General features: G+C 66.3%; 12 protein-coding genes. 7 read left to right on the forward strand and 5 right to left on the reverse strand.

Features of this window, described 5'->3' with window-relative positions; translation table 11 throughout:
* Positions 1–108: 108 nt before the first annotated feature.
* On the reverse strand, positions 109–1,137 hold the full coding sequence (locus GNZ21_RS13665) for an alpha/beta fold hydrolase (protein ID WP_157325291.1): 1,029 nt from the start codon (positions 1,135–1,137) through the stop codon (positions 109–111).
* A 40-nt stretch (positions 1,138–1,177) separates the two neighbouring features.
* Between GNZ21_RS13665 and leuS the strand changes: the two genes are divergently transcribed.
* From leuS to GNZ21_RS13685, 4 genes are all read left to right on the forward strand, one after another.
* Positions 1,178–3,694 (forward strand): leucine--tRNA ligase, encoded by a 2,517-nt coding sequence (gene leuS / locus GNZ21_RS13670; RefSeq protein ID WP_157325416.1) that lies wholly within the window; start codon positions 1,178–1,180, stop codon positions 3,692–3,694.
* 16 nt (positions 3,695–3,710) lie between these two features.
* Positions 3,711–4,697, forward strand: coding sequence for a DegV family protein (locus GNZ21_RS13675; protein WP_157325292.1), 987 nt, complete (start codon positions 3,711–3,713; stop codon positions 4,695–4,697).
* Positions 4,698–4,799: 102 nt separating this feature from the next.
* On the forward strand, positions 4,800–5,540 hold the full coding sequence (locus GNZ21_RS13680; RefSeq protein WP_157325294.1) for a helix-hairpin-helix domain-containing protein: 741 nt from the start codon (positions 4,800–4,802) through the stop codon (positions 5,538–5,540).
* Between the two features lie 3 nt (positions 5,541–5,543).
* Positions 5,544–7,961 (forward strand): ComEC/Rec2 family competence protein, encoded by a 2,418-nt coding sequence (locus GNZ21_RS13685; protein WP_157325302.1) that lies wholly within the window; start codon positions 5,544–5,546, stop codon positions 7,959–7,961.
* Positions 7,962–7,965: 4 nt separating this feature from the next.
* Here GNZ21_RS13685 and GNZ21_RS16105 read toward each other — a convergent pair whose 3' ends face one another.
* The 3 genes from GNZ21_RS16105 to GNZ21_RS13700 form a co-directional block, all read right to left on the reverse strand.
* Entirely contained in the window at positions 7,966–8,730 is a 765-nt protein-coding gene (locus tag GNZ21_RS16105; RefSeq protein ID WP_157325304.1) for a LysM peptidoglycan-binding domain-containing protein, read from the reverse strand.
* A 240-nt stretch (positions 8,731–8,970) separates the two neighbouring features.
* Positions 8,971–10,215, reverse strand: a complete 1,245-nt coding sequence (locus GNZ21_RS13695) for an arginine deiminase (RefSeq protein ID WP_157325306.1) — start codon at positions 10,213–10,215, stop codon at positions 8,971–8,973.
* A 54-nt stretch (positions 10,216–10,269) separates the two neighbouring features.
* Positions 10,270–10,479, reverse strand: coding sequence for a DUF4166 domain-containing protein (locus GNZ21_RS13700; protein WP_188503684.1), 210 nt, complete (start codon positions 10,477–10,479; stop codon positions 10,270–10,272).
* Positions 10,480–10,857: 378 nt separating this feature from the next.
* Between GNZ21_RS13700 and GNZ21_RS13705 the strand changes: the two genes are divergently transcribed.
* Together GNZ21_RS13705 and GNZ21_RS13710 are read left to right on the forward strand one after the other, a co-directional pair.
* Entirely contained in the window at positions 10,858–12,057 is a 1,200-nt protein-coding gene (locus GNZ21_RS13705; protein ID WP_331250828.1) for an ATP-binding protein, read from the forward strand.
* A gap of 141 nt (positions 12,058–12,198) precedes the next feature.
* Entirely contained in the window at positions 12,199–13,734 is a 1,536-nt protein-coding gene (locus GNZ21_RS13710) for a deoxyguanosinetriphosphate triphosphohydrolase family protein (RefSeq protein WP_188503683.1), read from the forward strand.
* Positions 13,735–13,750: 16 nt separating this feature from the next.
* On the opposite strand, the gene GNZ21_RS13715 is transcribed toward GNZ21_RS13710, so the two are convergent.
* Positions 13,751–14,473, reverse strand: coding sequence for a class I SAM-dependent methyltransferase (locus tag GNZ21_RS13715; RefSeq protein WP_157325310.1), 723 nt, complete (start codon positions 14,471–14,473; stop codon positions 13,751–13,753).
* Positions 14,474–14,571: 98 nt separating this feature from the next.
* Here GNZ21_RS13715 and GNZ21_RS13720 point away from each other — a divergent pair, with 98 nt between their 5' ends.
* Positions 14,572–15,651: an NADH:flavin oxidoreductase/NADH oxidase gene (locus GNZ21_RS13720; protein WP_157325312.1), complete on the forward strand. Its 1,080-nt coding sequence runs from the start codon at positions 14,572–14,574 to the stop codon at positions 15,649–15,651.
* Positions 15,652–15,718 lie beyond the last annotated feature (67 nt).

The following is a 15,718-nucleotide window of genomic DNA, read 5'->3' on the forward strand; positions in this document are numbered from 1 at the left end:
ACCCGCCGAGCACGAGCGAAACTCACCGAAATGGCAAGCTAAATCAGAGACGGACCACTAGCTGATGATACGGGTGTGCTGCAGCAGTAGACGCTTAGATGCATTGCTTTAGGCGTGCTGGCCGGCGCAAGCCGGCCGAGAGCCGAGCGGGGTCTCCCCGCCGGCGGGACCAGCACAGAACCGCCGGATCGCGCGAGCCAACTGGGCAGGCTTCTCGTAGTGGATGAGGTGGCCGCAGCCGCGGATCACCTCAAGGCGCGCCTCAGGCAGGGCATCACGCAGGGCTCGCAGCCCTGCGGGGGTGCTCAGATTATCCTTGGCTCCGGCGGCCAGCAGGGTGGGCAACCGGAGCTGCTGAGCATAGTCGGCCACAGTGTGCCTGCTGGAGGCGTGATAGGACTCCAGCAGCGTCCGCCGGTCCGAGTAGCTGCCGAAGAACTGCCGATGCTGATCCTTCGCAAAGGCGCTCAGTTCGGGGTCCCAACCTACACTCAGGGTGAGGTTCATCACCTCGAGTACGGCGGCGGAGCGCAGCACCGCATCGGCTGCTGGCTCGGGAAGCGCCTGGCAGAGCCGGTAGTAGGCCTCCACTGCCGCAGCACCGGGCAGCAGCCGGCCGCGGAAGATGCTCTGGCTGATCGGGGCGCTGAGCACCAGCCGGTCCCATTCCCGCTGATGGGCAGCCAGATGAGCAGCGCAGACGATCGTCCCGAAGGAGTGCCCCAGCAGGGTATCGCCGCGCCCCAGTCTGAGCTCGGCCGCCAGAGCCTCCACCAAACCGGCGTAGACCTCCACCCGCTGCTGTACCCGCTCCCCGGAAGAGCTGCGCACCGGGGCGGTGGCCCCGAAGCCCGGCAGATCAGGAACCCACACCTCGAACTCCGGCAGCGCGTCAGCGATCAGCTGCATTCCGTGGTGATCGCCCCGGAAACCGTGAATCATCAGCAGGCGTGGCGGCGGGGAGGACGACGCCGCGGCGGCATACTTCCACACCGCCACCTCGGTGCTCAGCCGCGTCCCGCCCAGGGGGAAGCGGACCGTCACCATCTGCGGCTCAGCCTGCCGGCGCGGGTACCCCACCCAGCTGGTGGGCAGGAAACGGGGCTGGGGCGGCGTCGTACTCTGTGTTTTTCCCATCAGCATCAGAGTAACTGCGGCAGGGAAGCACTAGACTGTGCTGAGTCGAAATTCCCGTGAATCTTTGAGGTGCGCACCTGTGAGCGAAACCGCTGAAAAGCAGTCCTATGACTTCCGGACGATCGAGGCCAAATGGCTGCCGTTCTGGGTCCAGGACGGGACCTTTGTGGTCGATCCCGCCGATGAGCGGCCCCAGAAGTATGTCTGCGATATGTTCCCCTACCCCTCCGGGGACCTGCATATGGGCCACGCCGAGGCCTTCGCGATCGGTGATGTGGCCGCCCGCTACGCCCGGCTGCGCGGCTATAACGTGCTGCACCCGATCGGCTGGGACTCCTTCGGGCTGCCTGCGGAGAACGCCGCAATCAAGAACAATGCCCACCCTGCCGAGTGGACCTACACCAATATCGAGACCCAGGCGGCCAGTTTCAAGCGCTACGGGATCAGTGCCGACTGGTCCACCCGGCTGCACACCTCAGACCCCGAGTACTACCGGTGGACCCAGTGGCTGTTCCTGAAGTTCTACGAGCAGGGCCTGGCCTACCGCAAGGACTCACCGGTCAACTGGTGCCCCAGCTGCCAGACCGTGCTGGCCAATGAGCAGGTGGTCGGCGAGGGAGTCTGCGACCGCTGCGGCACCCCGGTGACCAAGAAGGCCCTGAACCAGTGGTACTTCAAGATCACCGACTACGCCGACCGGCTGCTCGATGATATGGACCAGCTCAAGGGCGCCTGGCCCGAGCGGGTGCTGGCCATGCAGCGCAACTGGATCGGCCGCTCCGAGGGCGCCCATGTGGACTTCCCCGTCGAGGGCGGGCACACCGTCACCGTATTCACCACCCGGCCGGACACCATCTTCGGGGCCACCTTCTTTGTGGTGGCCGCCGATGCGGATCTGGCCGCACAACTGGTCACGGAGGAGCAGCGGGCCGCCCTGGAGGAGTACCGGGAGCAGCTGAAATCGGTCTCCGAGATCGAGCGGCAGTCCGCCGACCGGAAGAAGACCGGGGTGTTCCTAGGCGTGCACGCCACCAATCCGGCCACCGGGGCCAAGATGCCGGTCTACGCCACTGACTACGTGCTGGCCGACTACGGCACCGGGGCGGTGATGGGCGTGCCCGGGCAGGATCAGCGGGACTGGGAGTTCGCCAAGGCCTTCGATCTGCCGATCGTGCGCACTGTGCAGCCCCCAGCCGAGTTCGAGGGCGAGGCTTTCACCGGCGAGGGACCGGCCATCAACTCCGCAAACTCCGAGATCTCCCTGGACGGGCTGGAGGTCGAGGAGGCCAAGGCCCGGATCATCGACTGGTTGGAGTCCAAGGGTGCCGGACGGGCCACCACCAACTACCGGCTGCGCGACTGGCTGCTCTCCCGCCAGCGGTTCTGGGGGGCACCGATCCCGGTGATCCACTGCCCGGACTGCGGCGAGGTGCCGGTGCCCGAGGACCAGCTGCCGGTGCAGCTGCCCACCGAGGCCAAGGGTGAGGACCTGCGGCCCAAGGGCAAGTCGCCCCTGGCAGGTCTGAACGACTGGGTCACCGTGGATTGCCCGGCCTGCGGTGCCACCGCCACCCGGGACACCGACACTATGGACACCTTTGTGGATTCCTCCTGGTACTACCTGCGCTATGTGGACCCGAAGAACACTCAGGCCCCCTTCGACGTGGAGAAGGTCAATGCGCGGCTGCCGGTTGACCAGTACGTGGGCGGGGTGGAGCATGCCATCCTGCACCTGCTGTACTCCCGGTTCTTCACCAAGGTGCTCTACGACATGGGCCTGGTGAACTTCACCGAGCCCTTCAAGGCGCTGATGAACCAGGGGCAGGTGCTCAACGGCGGCAAGGCGATGTCCAAGTCCCTGGGCAACGGGGTGGACCTGGCCGAGCAGATGGATGAGTACGGGGTCGACGCCGTCCGGCTCACCATGGTCTTCGCCTCGCCACCGGCCGATGACGTGGACTGGGCAGATGTCTCCCCGGCCGCCAGCCAGAAGTTCCTGGGCCGGGCCTGGCGGCTGGCCCAGGACGTCACCAGTGCCCCCGGCACTGACCCGGCCGCCGGTGCTGCCGGCTTGCGTGCGATCACCCACCGCACTATCGCAGATGCCCAGTCCCTGCTCGATGATCAGAAGTACAACGTGGTCATCGCCCGGATCATGGAACTGGTCAATGCCGCCCGCAAGGAGATCGACTCCGGTGCCGGAGCCGGGGATCCCGCGGTGCGCGAGGCCGCAGAGGTCACGGCCCAGATCCTCTCCCTGGTGGCGCCCTACACCGCAGAGGATATGTGGCAGATGCTGGGCCACGATCCCTCGGTGGCGAACTCCGCCTGGCCCGCCTATGAGGAGTCGCTGCTGGTGGAGGACACGGTCACCGCGGTGGTGCAGGTCAAGGGCAAGCTGCGCGACAAGCTGGAGGTCCCCGCCGATATCAGTGCAGAGGACCTGGAGGCCCAGGCCCTGGCGCTGCCGAAGATCCAGCGCTACATCGAGGAGGACGGCGGAGTCCGCAAGGTGATCGTACGGGCTCCCAAACTTGTCAACGTGGTAACGGGTTGAACAGTACTCTGCTGTGATGCTTGAGCCCTGGATCCAGGCACTGGACGCCGAGCTGCACGCCCGGCGGGCAGAGCTGCCGGGACGCAAGCCCAATCTGCGGCGCACCCGGGGCCGGATCGCGGTGGTCACCGATGCTGCCTGCGCGCTTCCGGTGGACCCCGCCACCGGCCGGCTGCAGCTGGGCCTGCTCGGTGAACAGATCGAAGTGGTGCCGATCCCGGTGATGATCGAAACCGGCCCGCGCAGCGAGATCTACCCAGAGGCCTCGCCGGAACTGGTTCGGGACCTGCCGCTGGCCCTGGCCCAGGGCCTGCCGGTGCGCACCTCACGGCCCTCCCCGGGCCGGATCGCTGAGACCTATCAGCAGTTGCACCGTGAAGGATTCGCCGCAGTGGTCTCGGTGCACCTGGCCGCCAACCTCTCCGGAACCTGCGACGCCGCCCGGCTGGCCGCAGACCAGGCAGCCCTGCCAGTTACTGTGCTGGACTCCCAGCAGGCAGGCCTGGCCCTGGGCCAGGCAGTGATTCAGGCGGCGCTGAGTGCTCGGCTGGGCGGGAGTCAGGAACAGGTGGCAACCGCTGCCCAGGCAGCTGCGGCCTCCTCATACTCGGTCTTCGCGGTCCCCAGCCTGGAACAGCTGCGCCGCGGCGGCAGAATCAACCCCTTAGCCTCACTCTTCGGCACGATGATCCGGATCAAGCCGGTACTGCAGCTGCGCGCCGGAGAGATTCAGCTGCTGGAACGGGCCCATTCGATGCAGCGGGCCTCGGCAAGGATGATTGCGCTGGCCGCTGAGCGCGCCGCAGATGTGGACCGGGCGCTGATTGGCGTGCAGTGCTGCGGAAACCCGGAACAGGCCGCCGAGCTGGCCCAGGCCCTGCAGCCGCACTCGGCTCAGCCGGTGCCCGTCGTGGAGCTCCCGCCTGGATTGGCCGCGCATCTGGGCCTAGGCGCTCTGGGAGTCTGTGTCACCAGCGCTGTGCCTCACAGCCCTAACACTTAGAGTTTTCCCCAACTGCCCCGGCTGGGCGGCGGACACGCCGCGCGCTCCTCACAGCGGGTGATCCGCACCCGGCCGGTGCGCCCTGGTGCCTAGCGTGAGGCCATGCAGCCTGACCCTCCCCGTGGTGAACTCAGCAGGGATGCCGGCGACCCGGAGGCGCTGCTGAGCCGCCGTGAGCGGCTGCGCGCCGAACGCCTACAGCAGCATGCGGCCCCCGCCCGGATCAGCCTCCGTGCCGGTGCAGTGACCGTAGCCGTGGCTGCTCTGCTCAGCTGGGCCGCCGTCTCCTGGGTGACGGGCCGTCCGGAGACCGCTGAGCTGCCCGAACCGCCAACCCTGGACAGCACCGCGGAGCAGCGGCCTCAGGAGCGTCCCGGCGGGTCCGGGGAGGAGTCGCCCGCGGTAGTGGTGGTCCACGTGGCCGGTGCTGTGGCACAGCAGCAGGTTGTGGAGCTGGAACCGGGAGACCGGGTAGCAGATGCCGTGGAGGCTGCCGGCGGCTTCACGGAGGAGGCAGCCCTGCACGGGCTCAATCTCGCCGCTGAGGCCCAGGACGGTTCCTTGGTCTATGTGCCCACCACTGAGGAGCTGGCAAGCGGGGACCATCCTCCCCCGACAGGCGGCACAGAGGACGCCGCGGGGCAGGAGAGTGCGGTGATCAATATCAACACTGCTGAAGCCGGTCAGCTGGAACAGCTGCCAGGAATCGGCCCAGCCCTGGCGCAGCGGATCATCACCTACCGGGAAAGCCACGGAGGATTCAGCTCCCTGGAGGAGCTGGCCGCAGTGAGCGGCATCGGCCCGGCGATCATTGAGAACATCGCCGAACAGGTCACCTGGTGACCCATGAACGAGCGGGAACCTCTGGACCTGCGGCTGCTGCCGGCAGCGATCAGCTGCTGGGCCGCTGCCCTGCTGGCGGTGCACAGTACCGCGGCGGGTTCACTGCGCTTGGCCGCGGCACTGGGGCTGCTGGCCGTCGTGGCACTGCTTCTGCTGCCGCTGGGCAGGCGCTCCCCGCGCATCGCTGCAGTGCTGCCGCAGCTGCTGCTCTGCGCCGGCCTGGCAGCCGGGGTGGTGCTCTCTGCCGCCCAGACCCACTACGGCCATCAGGCCTCCGGCTGGAACCAGGCGGTGGAATCGGAGGCTCCGGTGGAAGTCACATTCCGGGTCACCCGCGACTCCCATCCCTTCACGCCCCGCGGGGATCAACAGGCAGGGTACCGGACCGAGGCGGTGGTGATCAGCCACCGCAGCCCCGGCGCTGAACACGAACGCAGCGTCACGGCAGAAGTGCTGATCTTCAGTGATGCTGAGCTGCGCGCTGGTCACCGGTACCGGGCACTGGTGAGCGCTGCGCCCACTGCCAGCGGAGATCGCACCACAGCGCTGCTGCGCAGCTTCGGGGACCAGAGCCCGCAGCAGTTGCCCCCGGATGCGCGCAGCCGGGCCCATGAGGTGTTCAACGAGCTGCGCAGCGCCACCCGAGACCATTCTCGCCACGGCGTCGGGGATGCTCCTGCCCTGCTGCCCGGGGTGATCCTGGGCGATCGTTCCGGGATGAGCCCGGAGCTCACCGAGGCCATGCGGGTATCAGGTCTCACCCATCTGACAGTGGTCAGCGGCACACATACCTCATTGGTTCTCGGCGCCCTGCTGGGCCTAGCCAGGATGATGCGCATGCCCCGTTGGGGAACCGTGCCGCTGCTGTTGGTCGGGCTGCTGCTGTTCGTGATGCTGGTCCAACCCGCCCCCAGCGTCATCCGGGCCAGTGTCATGGGTGCCATCGGCGCGCTGGCCGTCTTCGCAGGCCGGGGCCGGGCCTCCTCTGCGCTGCTGCTGAGCACTGTGATTCTGCTGCTGGGGTTCTCACCCTGGTTCGCTGTGCAGGCGGCCTTCCAGCTCTCTGTGGCCGCCACCCTGGGAATCGTGCTGATCGGTGCCCGGCTCAACGATTGGTTTAGCCTGCGCCTGCCCCGGATCATCTCCGGTCCACTGGCCCTGGCAGTCTCGGCCCAGCTGTTGGTCACCCCGGTGCTGCTTCCGCTGTCAGAAGGTGTGACGCTCTACAGTGTGCCGGCGAATATCGTGGCCGCCCCGCTGCTTCCGCTGGCGACCATTCCCGGCACTCTGGCCGCGGTGGTGTCCACCACGCTTCCCTGGGGCTCGGCCGGCCTGCTCTGGCTTGCCGGCTTCCCGGCAGCCGGCATCGCCGCGGTCGGCAGAACCACCGCGGAGCTTCCGCAGGCCTTGGCGCCTTGGCCGGAAGGACCCTGGGGGTGGGTGCTGGCCGGACTCTACACTGCGGCCGCAGTGGTCCTGAGCCGCCTGGTGATCACCGCTCGGCGGCGGCCGGGGTGGTCAGAGGCACTGCTGCTCAGTGCCGCAGCCGGCGGACTGGCAGCGGTGATCATCCCGGGTGCCGTCCTCTGGGGCCTGCTGGGCGGAGGCGGACCCCCGCAGCATTGGCGATTCGCGCTCTGCGATGTGGACCAGGGCGACATGCTGGTCATCCGCACCGGTGAGGACGCTGCGGTGGTGGTGGATGCGGGGGAGGAACCGGCTGCGGCCGCGGCCTGTCTGCGGCAGCTGGAGGTGAACCAGGTACCGATGCTGATGATCACCCATGACCATCTGGACCATTACGGCGGCACCGCCGGGGTCTACCAGGTCGCCCAGATCCATCAGATCCTCTACTCAGGAACCTCCGGCTGGAGTGTCCTGGATGCCGTGGCGGAGACTGACGGACTGGTGCTGGAGGTCCCGGAGCGCCGCGCCGAGCTGGGTGAGACACTCGAGGATCACCGTGACTACCCAGTGACCTGGAGCGTTTGGTCTGCACCCGACTACCACCCCAACCCCAATGACAACTCCTTGGTGGTGGCATTCGAGCTCTGGGATGCACAAACGCCAGCAGGCGCAGTCGGATCCGCGAAAAATCCGCTGCGCCTGCTGGCGCTGGGTGATCTCGAGGAGGAGATCGCCGCTGTGCTGCTCGCCCGGGGTGGGCTGCCGCAGCATATTGATGTGCTGAAGGTTTCCCACCATGGGGCTGCCAACGGTGGAACTGAACTGCTGGAGCATGCCCAGCCCGAGGTTGCCCTGATCGGAGTGGGGGAGCAGAACAGCTACGGTCATCCCGCGGAGGAGATTCTCCGTACGCTCCAGGACCTGGGGGCCGCCGTGTACCGCACTGATCTGCACGGCACGGTGGTCTTCAGCATGACCCCGGAGGGTCTGGAGGCCGTCTCTATCAGCCGGTGAGGACTCAGTTCCCGGACTCGTCCTCGTCCTCGTTATCCTCAGTCTCGAGGACCGGGAGCTTGAGCTCATCGCCCACGTAGATCAGGTTGGGATCCTCGATCTCCTCATAGTTGGCGCCCCACAGGTCCTGCCACTCGATCCCCAGCTCCTCGGCGATGGAGGCCAGGGAATCGCCCGGCTGCACTTCGTAGGTCTCCTCGGAGGTCTCCACATCAGTGTTCGGCTCGGCGGAGTAGGCGCCGGCCCACTGCCAGGAGGGGGTCTCCGGCTCGGCCTCGGGCTGCGGAGCCGGCTGGGACTGCTGCTCAGGCTGGCTCTGCTGCTGCTGGGGCTGCGGGGCAGGCTGGGACTGCTGCTGCTGAGGCTGGCTCTGCTGCTGCTGCGGCTGTGGAGCCGGAGTGGAGCTGCCGCCGCTGGGGCTGCCGGAGAGGCCCAGCTGAGCTGAGCAGGAGGGCCACTGGCCCCAGCCGTAGCGGGCCTGCAGCTCGGTGGCCACGGCGATCTGCTGCTCACGGGTGGCCTGGTGCGGGTACTCGGCGTACTGCTGGCCGCCCATGGCGTCCCAGGTGGACTTCATGAACTGCAGTCCGCCGTAGAAGCCGTTGCCGGTGTTGATGGACCAGTTGCCGCCGGACTCGCACTGAGCCAGTCGGTCCCAGTCGCTGGAGGCGTTGGCCATAGGTGCCTGGGCCACAACGGCGCCGCCGGCCAGAGCCGCAGCTGCCACGGAGGTGCCCAGGAGCTTCTTGAAAGTCTTAGTTGTCTTCATAGGTATTCGGTCCTCACTGAGGTTGTTGATTCTGCCAGTGCTGGTGTGTGACGCGATGGAAAGGTCACAGAAACATCACTTCGGAATGTCCGCAGTCCAGTAAAGAGTCTCAAAATGATCACGTCAAACCTGCGGGTGACTCCCAGGTAACCACAAGTTCCCCGGAAACACGGGGATGCAGCGGCGTTATCATCCTGTGATCTTAGTTTCTGTGACTTTACTGTGAATCTGTGTGGCGGCTTAGTCCACGGGCTCCCGCACAGTAGGGCAGCTCATGCATCGTGGGCCGCCTCGGCCACGCCCCAGCTCGCCTCCGGGAACCTCTATGACCTCGATCCCGGACTCTCGCAGAAAAGCATTGGAGGTGGGCGTACGGTCATAGGTGATCACCGCGCCGGGGGCCACGGCCAGGGCATTGCAGCCGTCGTCCCACTGCTCCCGGGCCGCAGAGTGCACATCCTGCTCTGCGGTGAGGATCCGTAGTCCATGTAGGCCCAGCGCTTCGGCAATCGCCCGGTGTGCCCCGCCCGGGGGATGATCGGCAATGTTGAGCTCCACCTCCGCTGGCTCGCTCTGGCTGCTCCGCGGGGTAAGCGTGTAGGAGGCCAACTCGCCGAGGCCTGCATACTCGATGAAGGAACGCTCATCCACCATGGTCATCACCGTGTCCAGGTGCATGAAGGAGCGCGCCTTGGGCAAATCCAGGGCCACCACCCGGTCTGCTGCACCGGCGGCGAAGAGTCGCTCGGCCAGCCGCTCCACTCCCTGTGGAGTGGTGCGTTCGCTCATCCCCACCAGCACGGCGCCATTGCCGATCACCAGCACATCGCCGCCCTCCACAGTGGCCTGACCATCAGTGAGCCCGTCCGACCAGCGGGAAAACTTGGCGGACGCGAACTGCGGGTGCCAGCGGTAGATCGCCTCATAGGTGACCGCCTCCCGCATCCGGGCAGGCTTCTGCATCGAGTTCACCGCCACCCCGCCGTAGACCCAGCATGAGGCGTCCCGGGCGAAGAGATGATTCGGCAGCGGGGCCACCACCAGGTCATCCGGGCCCAGCGAGTGCAGCACCACCGAGCGCGGCTCATCGGTGAGCTCCAGCAGCTCGCGCTTGGTCAGCCCGCCGATGACCAGCTCGGCTAAGGCAGCCTCGTCCAGTCCTGCGGCCACCTCTCTCAGTAGCGGCGCAGCAGCTGGCCCGTAGACCCGCTCATCGAAGGTGTGGTCCAGTACGAAGTCTTTGGCCTCAGGCACGGCCAGGCTCTGCCGCAGCAAGGCGTCCAGGTGCAACACCTCGGCCCCAGCGGACTCTAGAGCCGCGGAGAACTGATCATGTTCCTCCTGGGCCCGGCGGACCCACAGCAGGTCGTCGAAGAGCAGCTCTTCCTTAGTCTCCGGGGTCAGGCGCAACAGTTCAGTGCCCGGCCGGTGCACAATCACCTGCCGCAGCTGACCGACTTCAGAGCCCACATACATCTCAGTCATGCAGTTCATGCTCCCATAGCCGGGCTCCCCTGCGAGTTTCAGGGCTGCTAGGGCCTAGGCCTTGGGATGGTGCTCCCGCTTGGGCCGTAGGCCCGGGCGCACTTTGAGCCGCTCCGCCTCGAAGAACTCCAGCTCGAACCAGCCCCGGTAGCCGAACAGCGGTCCTGTCCGCTCATTGGCGATTGTGACCGAGATCCTGAACCGCCCGGTCCGCTCCTCGAAGTGCTCGCGGATCGTGGCATCGGCGGAGATGAATCCAGGCACCGCCTCATCGGGCGGCGGGAGACAGCGCCACTACCCGGAGCCGAAAGCCTCAACCCGGGCAGCACGGTAGTGGCGTATCCGAAGGGCACAGTCTTGGGTGTGCTCCCAGTGTTTGTCCAAAGGTGCTCGGATGAGAGTCTCCACGTAGTTGCGCCGTCCCAGGGTACACGGCAGCCACACTTCCCAGTGCTCACGGCGCGGGACTGTAGCGCGTGCGGAAATGTCCAATGAAGAAGATGCTCATAGTCCAGTGAGAATCCTGCTATTAGTTCAGTTGTGGAACTGCTGGAGGTTCATTAGAAGGGATGCTCAAGGTACATTACAGGTATGAGCTATCGACCGAGGACCCTTGACGTCCAACTGGATGAGCTCCTTAAGATGGCACCTGCCATCGCGATCGAAGGCCCTAAGGGCGTGGGGAAGACAGCGACCGCGAGACGTCGGGCGACGTCGGCATGGATGTTGGACGACGAGGATCAGCGGGCTCTGCTGAGTGCAGATTCGTCGTTCTCGCGCAGCACTGGGGGAACTGTGCTGATCGATGAATGGCAGAAACTGCCTCAGGTATGGGATGCAGTCCGCCGTCAAGTAGATGACCAGGCGCCACCGGGTCGTTTCCTGCTGACTGGCAGCGCCACACCGGTCTCTAGCCAGGGAACTCACAGCGGGGCGGGACGAATCCTGTCTCTGCGCATGAGGCCGATGGCATTGTATGAAAGAGGAGAAGTTTCCCCGTCGGTGAGCCTGAAGGAGCTGCTGGGGGAGGGGGAGGCGGTGGTCGAGGGTTCCACTGATTTTAGGGCCGCTGATTATATGGAGGCCGTGGCCGCCAGCGGATTCCCCGGCATCACGTCACGCCCAGCGCTCTATCGCGAAGACCTGCTCGAAACCTATGTGCAGCGGGTCATTGACCGCGATCTTCCCGAGCTTGGCTTCGCCTCCCGTCGGCCTGAAGTCCTTCGACGTTGGCTTGCAGCCTATGCCGCAGCCTCTTCCAGTCCTGCCAAATACTCGGAGATCTTAGATGCCACCACTGCCGGAGATGGGCATCAGCCGGCCAAGGGAACGACGATCACGTACCGAGACCATCTGACTCAGCTCTGGCTCCTAGATCCGACGCCGGGGTGGAGCCCAAGCCTCAATCCATTTGCGCGGCTGCAGCAGGCGCCTAAGCATCAGCTTGCGGATCCAGCATTGGCGGCCCGTTTGCTGAATCTCAATGCGATGAGGCTCTCCTCACCACGGGGAGCGCATATGGCAGGGCCGTTGTTTGAGTCCCTGGCGAGCTTGAGTGTGAAAGTGGCAGCCGAAGCAGCTCGGGCGCGGGTGGGGCATCTTCGCACCCGAAACGGGGATCACGAGGTTGATCTGATCGTGGAGGGACGTGGGGGTCAGGTCGTCGGAATCGAGGTCAAGCTCTCAGCCTCTGTGGAACCCAACGATGTGAAGCACCTATTGTGGCTGAAGGAACAGCTCAAGGATGAGATAGCAGATCTCGTAGTCCTGACTACAGGTAAATACGCCTACCGGCGAGAGGACGGCATTGCGGTTGTTCCGCTGGCGCTGCTCGGGGCATAGGACGGCCCGCCCCCGGTTGATCGACTTCGTCTTACGCGAGGGCCGTTTCTGCCCGGTGGCGTATCGGATCAGGAGGTGCGTATCGATCAGCGGCAGGGACCTGATGTATTCGCCGCGCTGGCGGAGCATAGACTCGTCACTGTGAGTGATCAGCAGACTGACGTCCGGCTTGCCCGTTTTGTCCCGGAAACTCTCGAGGATTTCCAGCGGGTGGAGCGCCTGCCGGAGTTCCGCGCTGACCTGGAGCGGATCAGATTCTCACCCTATTTCTCACGCCTCTCGGCGGTCACCCAGGTGATCTCGCAGACCGGCGCCGGGCTGGCCATCCACAACCGGCTGACCCATTCGCTGAAGGTGGCAGCCGTGGCCCGGGCGATGGCGGTCTCACTGGCCGCTGCTGAGGGACAGGCCCGCCAGACCCTGGAGCGCCTGGGCGGCTGCCACCCGGTGGTGGTTCAGGCCGCAGCCTGCGCCCATGACGTCGGCCACCCGCCGTTCGGGCATCTGGGGGAGCAGACTCTGGACAGGCTGGCCCGGGAGCTGTTCGGGCTCTCCGAGGGGTTTGAGGGCAACGCCCAGTCCTTCCGGATCCTCACCCGCCTGGACCAGTACAACCGCGCCGACGCTGGGCTCAACCTGACTGCGGCAGTACGCTCCGCAGTGCTGAAGTACCCGTGGATCCGTGCAGAGGGGATCGGCCGGCCGGCCGGGCCGCAGACCGAGCGCGGGCTGTCCCCAGATGCTGCCGGGGCGCGGAAGTTTGCCGCCTACACCCTGGACCGGCACCAGATGATCCAAGCCCGGTCCGCATATCCACAGATCAAAGAGCACCAGCAGACAGTGGAATGTTCCGTGATGGACATTGCCGATGACATCGCATACTCCCTGCACGATCTGGATGACTTCTACCGCGCCGGTCTGCTCAACCAGGCTGCGATCTCCGCAGAGTTCAAAGCCTGGCGCACCGGGCGCGCCGAACTGGCCGGTGTGGACCGGACTGAGCTGGAGCGCACTATGCGCGTGCCGGGCCGTTCCCTGGAACTGCTCTGGCGCCGCCTGCACACCAAGGACGGCTGGATCGCTAATGTGGAGGTCTTCGCCTCGGCGGTGGACCGGGTCAATGAGGACGTAGTGGAGGGGCTGCTGTTGGCACCTTTCGACGGCTCCCGAGACTCCGAGCGAGCGCTGGGGGCCTTCACCGCCACCTGGATCAGCCATCTGCAGAGCTCGGTGGAGGTCCACGCTGAGCCGCATGTGCGCTCCGGGCATGTCAGTCTCAGCCAGGCTGCCTGGCATGAGGTGGCGGTGCTGAAGTTCCTCCATGAGCGGTTCATCCTGGACCGGGCCGATCTCACGGTGTACCAGCGGGGCCAGGCCCGGCTGCTGGAGCGCATCGTGCGGGGTTTCGCCGCCTGGTTGCAGGATGCTCACGATATCCGCCGGGCGCCCCGGCGGCTCCTGGACCTGGTGGAGTTGGCCGAGCAGGATATCTTCCGGCTGCGCCAAGAGGCTCCTGAGCTATTGGATGCCGCCGATGAACCCACGCTGCGCCGGCAGGCAGTGGGCCGCGGCATCATCGACTACGTGGCCTCACTCACCGATGCCCAGGCCACCTCCCTGGACGCTCTGCTTACCGGAACCTCTGAGCGGCTCTGGGAGGCTGGGCAGGGGCTCTAGAGGTCCCGCGTGCGGCTCAGCCGGGGCGCTGCGGCCGGCTTTCCCTGGTCCAGGTGTGCAGCAGATAGCCGTAGCTGAGCCCGGTGGCCTCCGGATGCGCGGCCAGCCACGGTCCGGCGGTCTCGCCGAACTCCAGATACAGCACATCTTCGAAGTCCTGCCGGGAGCCGAACTCCCAGGAGCTCATCACTGGCGTGGTCACCGCCCCGCGCTCGGCCCACCAGCGGGTGGAGTAGTCTCCATGGCCCTGAGCCTGGGACCCGGGGCTGGCCTGCAGAAGCTCGGCGAACTGGCCGCTGAGGCTGTCATTGTCGACGACCACCAGCCGGCCCCCGGGCTTGAGCACCCGCTGCACCTCCCGCAGCCCCGGCTCCGGATCGAAGTGCCGGCTGGGGAAGAAGTAGGCGAAGCGGGCATGGACCACATCCGCACTGGCATCAGGCAGCGGAAGGTGCTCGGCGGAGCCGTGGAGCATTTCGGCGGATGAGTCCCGGGCGCGGGCCAGCGGCAGCAGATCCTCATCCGGCTCCACCGCGATCAGCCTCCCGGCGGCGTGATACGCCGGAAGCCAGTAGCCGGAGCCGCAGCCGAGGTCCACCAGGGTCCTCCCCGCCCAGGGTGCTGCCTGCTCCAGAGCTGTCCAGAGCGCACCGTCGGGGTCCATGGCTTGGTTCTCCAGCTCATAGAGCTGCGGGTCTCCGCGCTGGTTGGCGGCGCGGATGAAGTCCGGCAGAGTCATACCGGCCAGTCTGGCACGGCCGGGCGGCGGGAATGGAGTCTGGCGCCCAACGCTTTCAGCTAGATGGAAACCGCCCCAGCAAAGGAGACCGCACCCCGATGAGCCCCGCACCTGCCCTTTTCGAGCCGATCACCCTGCGCAGCCGCACCATTCGCAACCGGATCTGGATCCCGCCGATGTGCCAGTACTCGGCCCAGGCCCGGGACGGGGTGGCCACGGACTGGCATCTGGCTCACCTAGGCGCCTTCGCCAGGGGAGGGGCCGGGGCGGTGATTGTGGAGGCCACCGGTGTCACCCCCGAGGGGCGGATCTCCCCGGAGGATCTCGGGCTGTGGAACGATGCCCAGGAGCAGGCCTTGGCCCGGATCGTGGAGTTCATGCATTCCCAGGGCGCGGCAGCCGGAATCCAGTTGGCCCATGCTGGCAGGAAGGCCTCCACCTACAGTCCATTCGTCGAGGGCTCCGGCAGTGTCCCCCAGCAGGAGGGCGGCTGGACAACTCTGGCACCCTCAGCGGTGGCCTACCCGGGCCTTGCTGAGCCTAAGGAGCTGACTCAGGAAGGCATCAGCGCAATCATCCAGGCCTTTGCCGACTCCGCGGAACGTGCCCTGCGCGCCGGCTTCGACATCATCGAGGTCCACGCAGCCCACGGCTACCTGCTGCATGAGTTCCTCTCCCCGCTGAGCAACTTCCGCCAGGACGCCTATGGCGGCTCCCTGGAGAACCGGGCCAGGCTTGTGCTGGAGGTTGCCGAGGCGGTCCGCTCCCGCATCGGCGAAGAGATCCCGCTGCTGGTCAGGGTCTCAGCCACTGACTGGACTGAGGAAGGTCTCACTTTGGAGGAGACAGTGCAGGTGGTGGGTTGGCTCAAGGAGCGCGGTGTGGACCTCATCGATGTCTCATCCGGGGCCAATGCGCCAATCCGTTTCCCCATCGGCCCCGGCTATCAGGTGCCGCTGGCCGCCAGCATCAGGGAACAGGCGGAGATCCCCACCGCGGCTGTCGGACTGATCACTGAGTCGGTGCAGGCTGAGCACATTGTGTTCACCGGCCAGGCCGATGTGGTGCTCATCGGCCGTGAGGCTCTGCGCGATCCGCACTTCCCGCTGCGCACCGCCCAGCATTTTGGGCATCGGCCTGACTACCTGCCTGTCCAGTACGAGCGTGCCTACCGGTAGTCGGCTGCTCGGCCACCGGCGGCCCCGTTGTGATTCTGCCGACACTGCGGAAGAACCCCGCCAGTGC

Origin of the sequence: Nesterenkonia alkaliphila (genome assembly GCF_009758175.1) — a bacterium.
Classification (GTDB): Bacteria; Actinomycetota; Actinomycetes; order Actinomycetales; family Micrococcaceae; genus Nesterenkonia; species Nesterenkonia alkaliphila.

Coding starts and splice junctions, on each gene's coding strand:
- GNZ21_RS13665 (WP_157325291.1), bottom strand. CDS start 1,137: ATGGGAAAAACACAGAGTACGACGCCGCCCCAGCCCCGTTTCCTGCCC.
- GNZ21_RS13715 (WP_157325310.1), bottom strand. CDS start 14,473: ATGACTCTGCCGGACTTCATCCGCGCCGCCAACCAGCGCGGAGACCCG.
- GNZ21_RS13675 (WP_157325292.1), top strand. CDS start 3,711: ATGCTTGAGCCCTGGATCCAGGCACTGGACGCCGAGCTGCACGCCCGG.
- GNZ21_RS13695 (WP_157325306.1), bottom strand. CDS start 10,215: ATGACTGAGATGTATGTGGGCTCTGAAGTCGGTCAGCTGCGGCAGGTG.
- GNZ21_RS13720 (WP_157325312.1), top strand. CDS start 14,572: ATGAGCCCCGCACCTGCCCTTTTCGAGCCGATCACCCTGCGCAGCCGC.
- GNZ21_RS13705 (WP_331250828.1), top strand. CDS start 10,858: ATGGCACCTGCCATCGCGATCGAAGGCCCTAAGGGCGTGGGGAAGACA.
- GNZ21_RS13680 (WP_157325294.1), top strand. CDS start 4,800: ATGCAGCCTGACCCTCCCCGTGGTGAACTCAGCAGGGATGCCGGCGAC.
- GNZ21_RS13685 (WP_157325302.1), top strand. CDS start 5,544: ATGAACGAGCGGGAACCTCTGGACCTGCGGCTGCTGCCGGCAGCGATC.
- GNZ21_RS16105 (WP_157325304.1), bottom strand. CDS start 8,730: ATGAAGACAACTAAGACTTTCAAGAAGCTCCTGGGCACCTCCGTGGCA.